Annotated in this window: 9 protein-coding genes and 1 riboswitch; of the genes, 2 read left to right on the top strand and 7 right to left on the bottom strand. The window is 59.2% G+C overall.

Annotated elements, in window-relative coordinates; genetic code table 11:
• Both AC1DH9_RS16785 and cobO read right to left on the bottom strand, forming a co-directional pair.
• Window positions 1-1,148 (bottom strand): cobyrinate a,c-diamide synthase (locus AC1DH9_RS16785; RefSeq protein WP_477808453.1); only part of this gene is annotated, 1,148 nt, incomplete at its 3' end.
• Window positions 1,145-1,756 carry a cob(I)yrinic acid a,c-diamide adenosyltransferase gene (cobO, locus tag AC1DH9_RS16780; RefSeq protein ID WP_054593556.1) on the bottom strand — a complete coding sequence of 204 codons (612 nt, stop codon included), beginning with the start codon at window positions 1,754-1,756 and terminating at the stop codon, window positions 1,145-1,147. The genes cobO and AC1DH9_RS16785, both read right to left, overlap by 4 nt.
• 81 nt (window positions 1,757-1,837) lie before the next feature.
• Window positions 1,838-2,072: riboswitch (cobalamin riboswitch) on the bottom strand.
• A 157-nt stretch (window positions 2,073-2,229) separates the two neighbouring features.
• Between cobO and AC1DH9_RS16775 the strand changes: the two genes are divergently transcribed.
• Together AC1DH9_RS16775 and AC1DH9_RS16770 are read left to right on the top strand one after the other, a co-directional pair.
• Window positions 2,230-2,814 (top strand): hypothetical protein, encoded by a 585-nt coding sequence (locus AC1DH9_RS16775; RefSeq protein ID WP_427545994.1) that lies wholly within the window; start codon window positions 2,230-2,232, stop codon window positions 2,812-2,814.
• Between the two features lie 65 nt (window positions 2,815-2,879).
• A complete protein-coding gene (locus tag AC1DH9_RS16770) occupies window positions 2,880-4,193 on the top strand; it encodes a PQQ-dependent sugar dehydrogenase (protein ID WP_427545992.1) in 1,314 nt (437 codons plus the stop codon).
• 47 nt (window positions 4,194-4,240) lie between these two features.
• Here AC1DH9_RS16770 and AC1DH9_RS16765 read toward each other — a convergent pair whose 3' ends face one another.
• The 5 genes from AC1DH9_RS16765 to AC1DH9_RS16745 form a co-directional block, all read right to left on the bottom strand.
• Window positions 4,241-4,903: an O-methyltransferase gene (locus AC1DH9_RS16765; RefSeq protein WP_427545990.1), complete on the bottom strand. Its 663-nt coding sequence runs from the start codon at window positions 4,901-4,903 to the stop codon at window positions 4,241-4,243.
• A 15-nt stretch (window positions 4,904-4,918) separates the two neighbouring features.
• Complete coding sequence (locus AC1DH9_RS16760) at window positions 4,919-5,452, bottom strand: C40 family peptidase (RefSeq protein WP_477808452.1); 534 nt, start codon at window positions 5,450-5,452, stop codon at window positions 4,919-4,921.
• A gap of 165 nt (window positions 5,453-5,617) precedes the next feature.
• The gene (locus tag AC1DH9_RS16755; protein ID WP_477808451.1) at window positions 5,618-6,241 is read right to left on the bottom strand and encodes a C40 family peptidase; all 624 of its coding nucleotides are present in this window, start codon (window positions 6,239-6,241) and stop codon (window positions 5,618-5,620) included.
• 212 nt (window positions 6,242-6,453) lie between these two features.
• Window positions 6,454-7,158 (bottom strand): DnaA regulatory inactivator Hda, encoded by a 705-nt coding sequence (hda, locus tag AC1DH9_RS16750; protein ID WP_008033543.1) that lies wholly within the window; start codon window positions 7,156-7,158, stop codon window positions 6,454-6,456.
• 233 nt (window positions 7,159-7,391) lie between these two features.
• Window positions 7,392-7,592: AI-2E family transporter (locus AC1DH9_RS16745; protein ID WP_477808450.1), on the bottom strand; the 201-nt coding region annotated here is incomplete at its 5' end.

Raw genomic sequence — 7,592 nt, 5'->3', positions numbered from 1 at the left:
GTGCTGGTCAACGAATGGTGGTAGGTGTGGCCACGCAACGGGCCTTCGGGTAACTCGACCGCTTGCAGGGCCAGCGCGGCCAGACGCTTTTGCATCACCGCATCACCGGCCAGCAGCCCTACCAACTCGGCACGCGTGCCATCGACATCGGTCAGTGAGTCGAGCAGGTACAGCATGCCGCCGCATTCAGCCAACAACGGTTTGCCAGCGCCGTGATGCGCGCGAATCGCATCGAGCATTGTGCGGTTTTCAGCCAACGCCACGTGGTGCAATTCCGGATAACCACCGGGCAGATACAGGCTGTCAGCTTCTGGCAATTCACGGTCATGGATCGGCGAGAAGAATCGTAACTCCGCCCCCATCGCCCGCAACAAGTCGAGGCTCGCGCCATACGTGAAGGCAAACGCTTCATCGCGAGCCACGGCAATTCGCACACCGGCCAACAACGGCTCGGCGGCAATCACATCAGGCGCAGCGAACTCGACGGCGGGCGGCAACGCCACTTCGCAGCTGCTGGCCAACGCGGCGGCGGCGGCGTCGAGGCGCAGATCGAGATCATTCAATTCACTGGCCTGGACCAGCCCCAAGTGACGGCTAGGCAATTCGATTCCGGTTTCCCGGGACAAGGCTCCGTACCAGCGCAAGCCTTCAGTGAGACTGCCTTCAAGCAGTTGCGCGTGACGCAAGGTGCCGACGCGGTTGGCCAAGACACCGRCAAACGGCAAGTCCGGCTGATAACGTGCCAGCCCCAACGCCAACGCGCCGAATGTCTGGGCCATGGCGGTGCCATCGATCACACCCAGTACGGGTACGCCGAAGTGCCGCGCCAGATCGGCGCTGGACGGCGTGCCATCGAACAGGCCCATGACGCCTTCGATCAAAATCAGATCAGCCTCAGCGGCGGCTTCCCACAACAGCCGACGACTTTCCTGCTCGCCGACCATCCACATGTCCAATTGATACACCGGCGCACCGCTGGCGCGCTCGAGAATCATCGGATCGAGAAAGTCCGGGCCGCATTTGAACACCCGGACCTTGCGCCCCTGATTGCGATGCAAACGGGCCAGCGCGGCGGTGACGGTGGTCTTGCCCTGACCGGAAGCCGGCGCAGCAATCAATACCGCCGGGCAAAAACGCGGCTCACTCACAGCTCAACGCCTTTCTGCGCTTTGATCCCGGCCTGGAAAGCGTGCTTGATCATGCCCATTTCGGTGACGGTGTCGGCCAGCTCGATCATTTCCGGCTTGGCACCACGACCGGTGACCACCACGTGCTGCATCGGCGGACGCGCCTGCAAGTCGCTGAGCACTTGATCCAGGTCCAGATAACCGTGCTTGAGGGCGATATTCAGTTCATCGAGCACCACCAGACCAATGGCCGGGTCACGCAGCAATTCGCGGGAGACGTCCCATGCGGCCTCGGCGGCGGCGATATCGCGCTGGCGATCCTGGGTTTCCCAAGTGAAACCTTCGCCCATCACGTGGAAGCGCACTTGCTCCGGGAAGCGACGGAAGAACAGCTCCTCGCCAGTGCTGCTACGCCCCTTGATGAACTGCACCACGCCGCACTGCATGCCGTGGCCCATTGCCCGGGCGAGCATGCCGAACGCAGAACTGCTTTTGCCCTTGCCGTTGCCGGACAGGACCAGCAGCAAGCCGCATTCATTCGGCGAGTTGGCAATGCGCTCATCGATCACCGCTTTCTTGCGCAGCATGCGTGCCAGGTGGCGTTCGTCACGATCAGGGGAATCAGTCATGGGGGAGCTCTCCGTTGAGGCTGGATAACGGCGGGCAGGCATAGAAATAGACGGCAACAAGCCTGGCATCGCCCACCGTGATGCCGCTGGATGGATCAGGCCGGTCTCCGGGCTCATGAGCGGCTTTCGCCTGACTGCACGCCTTCCCATATCGACCTTCGACACAGTGGCTCAAAGCGCAGTTTTTACTCATTTACCGTTGCGGGGGCAGCGCCGGGATCGTCGCCCGCTCTGTCAAAGAACGCGCCCTCACCGGCTTCCCTGTTTCACTCGGTCGACCACTGGGTCACAGAGCACCTGAAACAAGTCGCGAAGGTTAGAGGGTTGGGGGTGGAGCGTCAATTAAAGCCGGGGGCTCATCGACAGATAGAAACCGACCCAGATCAATAATCTGGCGCCAATCTTGTGCCACACTGAAAGCAATGATATCAAAGAGCCACAACCTTACATTACAAGAACAAAGAGGGGGCAACATGCAAGGCATGATCATCAGTAACCCGAAGCTGGAATTCCTGCGCCCGGTGCTGGAGCGCTGGTTCGAGTGCATCGACCGTTACAACGCAGTACGCGGCGATAACGAAAGCCCTTACTGGTTTGACGAACGCGCCAACGTGAGCCTGCTTTCGGCGGCAGCGTGGATGGCTGAAATGGTCACCCTCGAACAGACTCCGACGAAAAAGCAGATCGAGGAAGGCGAACGCAATGGCCGCGCCGACCTGTTTATCGCCAGTGGCGAAGAACGCGCCTATCTTCAGGCCAGCCAACGCTGGCCGCGGGTCAATAACCTGAACCTCACCCAGGCCTTGCAAGATACCGTGAGCGATGCGAAAAAAATCAGCTACGCCAGCGACCTGAAGCTTGGTTGCCTGTTCGTCGCCCCACAAAAAGCCCAGCAAAGCCCTACGCCGGAAGAACTCCAGGACATGGTCGACGACCTGCAAAAGGAACACTCCTGCGCCGTGGCCTGGTACTTCCCCTACGCCTACCGCAAATTGCACAACGAAGCCGGCAACTACCATCCGGGCATCGCGGTATTGCTCAAAGAGGCTCGCGGCTGACGGGTTGAACCTTCCATCGATCAGGCTCCTCTATGATGAGGTGATGCACTCATAGGGAAATCAGCATGCTCAAGCCTCGATTCGTCATTGTTATCGCCATCGCCGGAGGGCTCGCCGCCTGCGGGGAGTCCGCCACCTTGCCAGTGTCGGACGGCACGGGCCCATCGCCCAAGCTGCCGGAACCGCACAAGACCCTGATCCCGACAGTGAACATTGCACCGGCGGTCGGCTGGCCAGCGGGCGCAAAGCCGATTGCCGCGCCAGGCACTCAGGTGGCGGCATTTGCCGAAGGACTTGATCATCCACGCTGGCTCTATGTACTGCCCAACGGCGACGTGTTGGTGGCTGAAACCAATGCGCCACCCAAGCCCGACGACAGCAAAGGCATTCGTGGCTGGGTCATGGGCAAAGTCATGGGCCGCGCCGGTGCTGGCGTACCAAGCGCGAACCGGATCACCCTGCTGCGTGACAAGGATCACAACGGCGTCGCTGAAACCCGCACGACCTTCATCGAGAACCTCAACTCGCCGTTCGGCATGACCCTGGTCGGCAACGACCTGTACGTCGCCGACACTGACCGCCTGCTGCGCTTTCACTATGAAAGTGGTGAAACATCCATCACCACCAAACCGGTGAAAGTCATCGACCTGCCCGGTGGCACGCTGAATCATCACTGGACCAAAAACGTCATCGCCAGCAAGGACGGTAGCAAGCTCTACGTCACGGTCGGCTCCAACAGCAATGTCGGTGAAAATGGCCTGGAACAGGAAGAAGGACGCGCAGCGATCTGGGAGGTCGATCGCGCGACCGGCAATCATCGGATTTTTGCCTCAGGCCTGCGCAACCCCAACGGCATGGACTGGGAACCGCGCAGCGGAAAACTCTGGACAGCTGTCAACGAACGGGACGAAATCGGCAGCGACCTGGTGCCGGACTACATCACCTCGGTCAAGGACGGCGGCTTCTACGGCTGGCCATTCAGTTACTACGGCCAGCACATCGACGCGCGCGTCACACCGCAAAACCCCGACCTGGTCGCCAGGGCCATCGCCCCGGACTACGCGGTTGGACCGCATACCGCTTCGCTGGGCCTGACCTTCGCCGAAGGCAGCAAGCTGCCAGCTCCGTTCACTGAAGGCGCATTTATCGGCCAGCATGGTTCCTGGAACCGCAAACCACATAGCGGCTACAAAGTCATCTTCGTGCCGTTCAGCGCTGGCAAGCCGGCAGGGCAACCGGTCGACGTGCTGACGGGGTTTCTCAACAAGAATGAAGAAGCCATGGGTCGCCCGGTGGGCGTAGTGATCGATAAACAGGGTGACTTGCTGGTGGCCGATGACGTGGGGAACAAGATCTGGCGCGTGTCTGCAGCTAAATAAACGTTAAAAGATCGAGCCGCGTCCGGACGATCTTTTCCATCAACCCATTACTTTTTGCGACACAGCGTCAAACCATCGCCCAACGGCAACAACGACAGGTCGACACGCGAGTCGTCCTTCAAGGCGCGATTGAGTGCCTGGATGGCTCGGGTGTCTTCGCTCGCGGGATTTTCTTCCAGTACTCGCCCACTCCACAGCGTGTTGTCGAATACCGCCAGCCCACCACTTCGCAGCAGCCGCAAAGCGCTTTCCAGATAGGCCGGATAGTTGGCCTTGTCGGCATCGATGAAGATCAGATCGAAGCAACCGCCCTGCCCTTGCTGCTCAAGTTGAGCCAGGGTTTGCAACGCGGGAGCCAAACGTAAATCGATGCGCCCGGCGAGCCCGGCTTCTTGCCAGTAACGACGCGCCGTGGCGTTGTAGTCGCCGGGAATGTCACAGCAGATCAACGAACCGTCATCCGGCAAGGCGGCCGCCATGCACAAGGCGCTGTAACCGGTGAAGGTGCCGACTTCAAGCAAGCGCCTGGCGCCCGTCAGCTTGACCAGCAAGGCGAGGAACTGGCCCTGTTCGGGTGCCACCTGCCAGCGCGCCATGGGCAGCGCCTGGGTTTCGTCACGCAAGCGGCGCTGCAGCGGCGTTTCGCGCAGGGAAACGTCGAGCAGGTAGTTATAAAGGGAATCGTCGAGATTGAGCGTGCGAGCGGTCATGACAACCTCTGCGAACTAGAAATTGTGCGCCAGATGCTCAGGCTCGATGACACGCTYGGCGCTCAGGTAGGCTCTCTGCCAATAGGCCTTGGACAAACTGTCGAGCTTCACCGTACCACCCGTGGCGGGTGCATGCACGAAGCGACCTTCGCCGACATAGATCCCGGCGTGGCTGACTTGCGAGCCGCCATTGGTGGCGAAGAAGATCAGGTCACCGGTTTGCAGAGCCTCCAGGCCAACGTTCGGTGCCTGCATGCCGATCATCTCGCGAGTTGAGCGCGGCAGGGAAATACCCGCCGCATCTCGGTAGACGTAGCCGATCAGACCGCTGCAATCGAAACCTGAATCCGGCGTATTGCCGCCCCAACGATAAGGCGTGCCGACCAGACCCAGCGCGCGAATCAGCACGTCTTCAGCGGCAGGCGAGAACGATTGGGCGGGAGCGAAAACCGGGGCGCGAACGACTTTGACGGGCGGCGGAGTACGGCTGGCACAGGCGCTGAGCAGCGCTGCGAGGAAGATAAGTGCGAGGCGGGCCGACATCGTCATGTGCAGAACATCCTGATCTGGCAGCGGCTTTCTCTGCCGAGCGGCTGAAAACAAAACCGCGTAAGCAGGGCTTACGCGGTTAGTTAGTCAACAATAGATCAGGATTCTAGCGGCTACGCGCCAAACTTCAAGTAAGACTTTAAGTTGGCCTTACAAAAAGTCCGCTTACTTGCGTGCCRTGACTGTCGTTGGTGCCATGGCGAGTGCTCGCTTGGCCTCAATGAAGGTCTTGCTCCAGTAGCTGTCGCCCAGGTTATCGACCCGGACACCACCGCTGCGGCGGCTGCTGGAATGGATGAACTGGTCATCACCCAGGTAGATCCCGGCGTGACTGACGCGACCGCGACGACCATTGGTGGCGAAGAACAGCAAGTCGCCAGGCTTCAGGTTGTTGCGTGAGACCAATGGGGCATTCACGTTGATCATTTCGCGAGTGGAGCGCGGCAGGTTCATGCCAGCCTCTTCACGAAACAGATAACCGATGAAACCGCTGCAATCGAAACCGGCTTCAGAGGTGCCGCCCATGCGGTAACGGGTACCGACCAGGGACAAGCCACGCTCGAGAATGCTGTCGGCCAAAACTGGAAGCTGGTAAGGCTTGTTGCTGGCAAAGTCGGCCAGTTCTTTTTCGGTAGCCAGCTCTTCCTGATAAATAACGGAAGACTGGGCAGTCGCTGAATTTTTAATCTGCTGATCGTTTTGTTGTTGCGAGACCGGGGAATGAACCGCGCAACCAAAAAGCAGGGTGACAAGTGCGAGAGGCACGAGGGGTGCGAAGCGATTTAGCATGGGCACGACCGTGGCTGAAGTTGTAAAGAAGGCGAGACTATGCCTTCTATCGTCCTCATTTGCAAATTCAATCGATCTAAATGTGACTTATCGGTTTCTCGTTAACATCTAAGCGCTTAAGCCCATTTTAATCTGCACGCGCCGTGAATACCCTTCCGGAAGCGGGTTTCCTGACGCCTGAAAGATGCCGAAACGCACTACAGGCCGCGGTTTTACCAGCCCAGGGTTTCTTTGAGAAAGGGGATCGTCAGCTTGCGCTGAGCCTGCAAGGAGGCCTGATCGAGGCGCTCAAGGAGCTCGAACAACGCGCTCATGCTGCGAGTACCGCGCGTCAAAATAAAATGCCCGACTTCGTCGGTCAGGTGCAGACCGCGGCGTGACGCACGCAATTGCAGTGCACGCAACTTGTCTTCATCGGACAGCGGCCGCATCTGAAAAATCAGCGCAAGGGTCAAGCGGGATTTGAGGTCAGCCAGTTTTACCGGCAACTCGCGTGGCGAGGTCGAAGCGGCGATCAGCAGGCGCCGACCGCTGTCTCGCAGGCGATTGAACAGATGGAACAACGCCTCTTCCCAATCAGCCCGTCCAGCGACTGCCTGCAAGTCATCCAGGCAGACCAGTTCGTACTGCTCAAGGTTGTCGAGGATTTCGATACCGCGATCCAGCAACTCGGCCAACGGCAGGTACACCGCAGGCTCCCCCAACTGCTCGAAGCGCAAGCACGCGGCTTGCAACAAGTGCGTACGCCCTACGCCGTCCTTGCCCCAGAGATAGATCAGGCTTTCGGTCCAGCCGGCGTCGGCTTCGCACAGCCGCTCGACATAGCCGAGTGCAGCGGCATTGGCGCCAGGGTAGTAGTTGATAAAGGTAGCGTCATCACGCAGACGCACACCTAGGGGCAGCTGAATCGGTTTCATGCTGACTGAACAGTTCCAAACGAACCGTTAGTGGCCTCTGTGTAAAGTTTGCAAAGTTTATACCCGTGACGCCAGCCGCACAATGCAGCAGACCATAAGCAAAATCAAAGGTTTGCGTTAACTTGCGAGGATCGCCGAGGTTTGTTTGACGGCGTATGTGATAGCCGGGAGAGTTTTACAGGCGTGCCCGGCAATGTGCCGGGCATCCTTGAGTACTCAGTCGACAGGGCTGATCAATCCGAATTATCCACACCGCTGTACATGCCAGAATCTTTATATAAATCATGGACATGCCGAACAAGCACCATGATCACCGCCGCGACTGGCAACGCCAGCAGAATCCCGGTGAAACCGAACAGCTCTCCACCCGCCAGAATCGCAAAGATCACCGCCACCGGGTGCAGACCAATCCGGTCTCCCACCAACAACGGCGT

The organism is Pseudomonas sp. 05T35, assembly GCF_056396605.1.
This window is presented reverse-complemented; position numbering and strand designations above follow the sequence as displayed.

Bases quoted from the DNA above. Each gene is read 5' to 3' on its own strand.
- cobO (WP_054593556.1), bottom strand. From the start codon at position 1,756: ATGACTGATTCCCCTGATCGTGACGAACGCCACCTGGCACGCATGCTG.
- AC1DH9_RS16775 (WP_427545994.1), top strand. From the start codon at position 2,230: ATGCAAGGCATGATCATCAGTAACCCGAAGCTGGAATTCCTGCGCCCG.
- AC1DH9_RS16770 (WP_427545992.1), top strand. From the start codon at position 2,880: ATGCTCAAGCCTCGATTCGTCATTGTTATCGCCATCGCCGGAGGGCTC.
- AC1DH9_RS16765 (WP_427545990.1), bottom strand. From the start codon at position 4,903: ATGACCGCTCGCACGCTCAATCTCGACGATTCCCTTTATAACTACCTG.
- hda (WP_008033543.1), bottom strand. From the start codon at position 7,158: ATGAAACCGATTCAGCTGCCCCTAGGTGTGCGTCTGCGTGATGACGCT.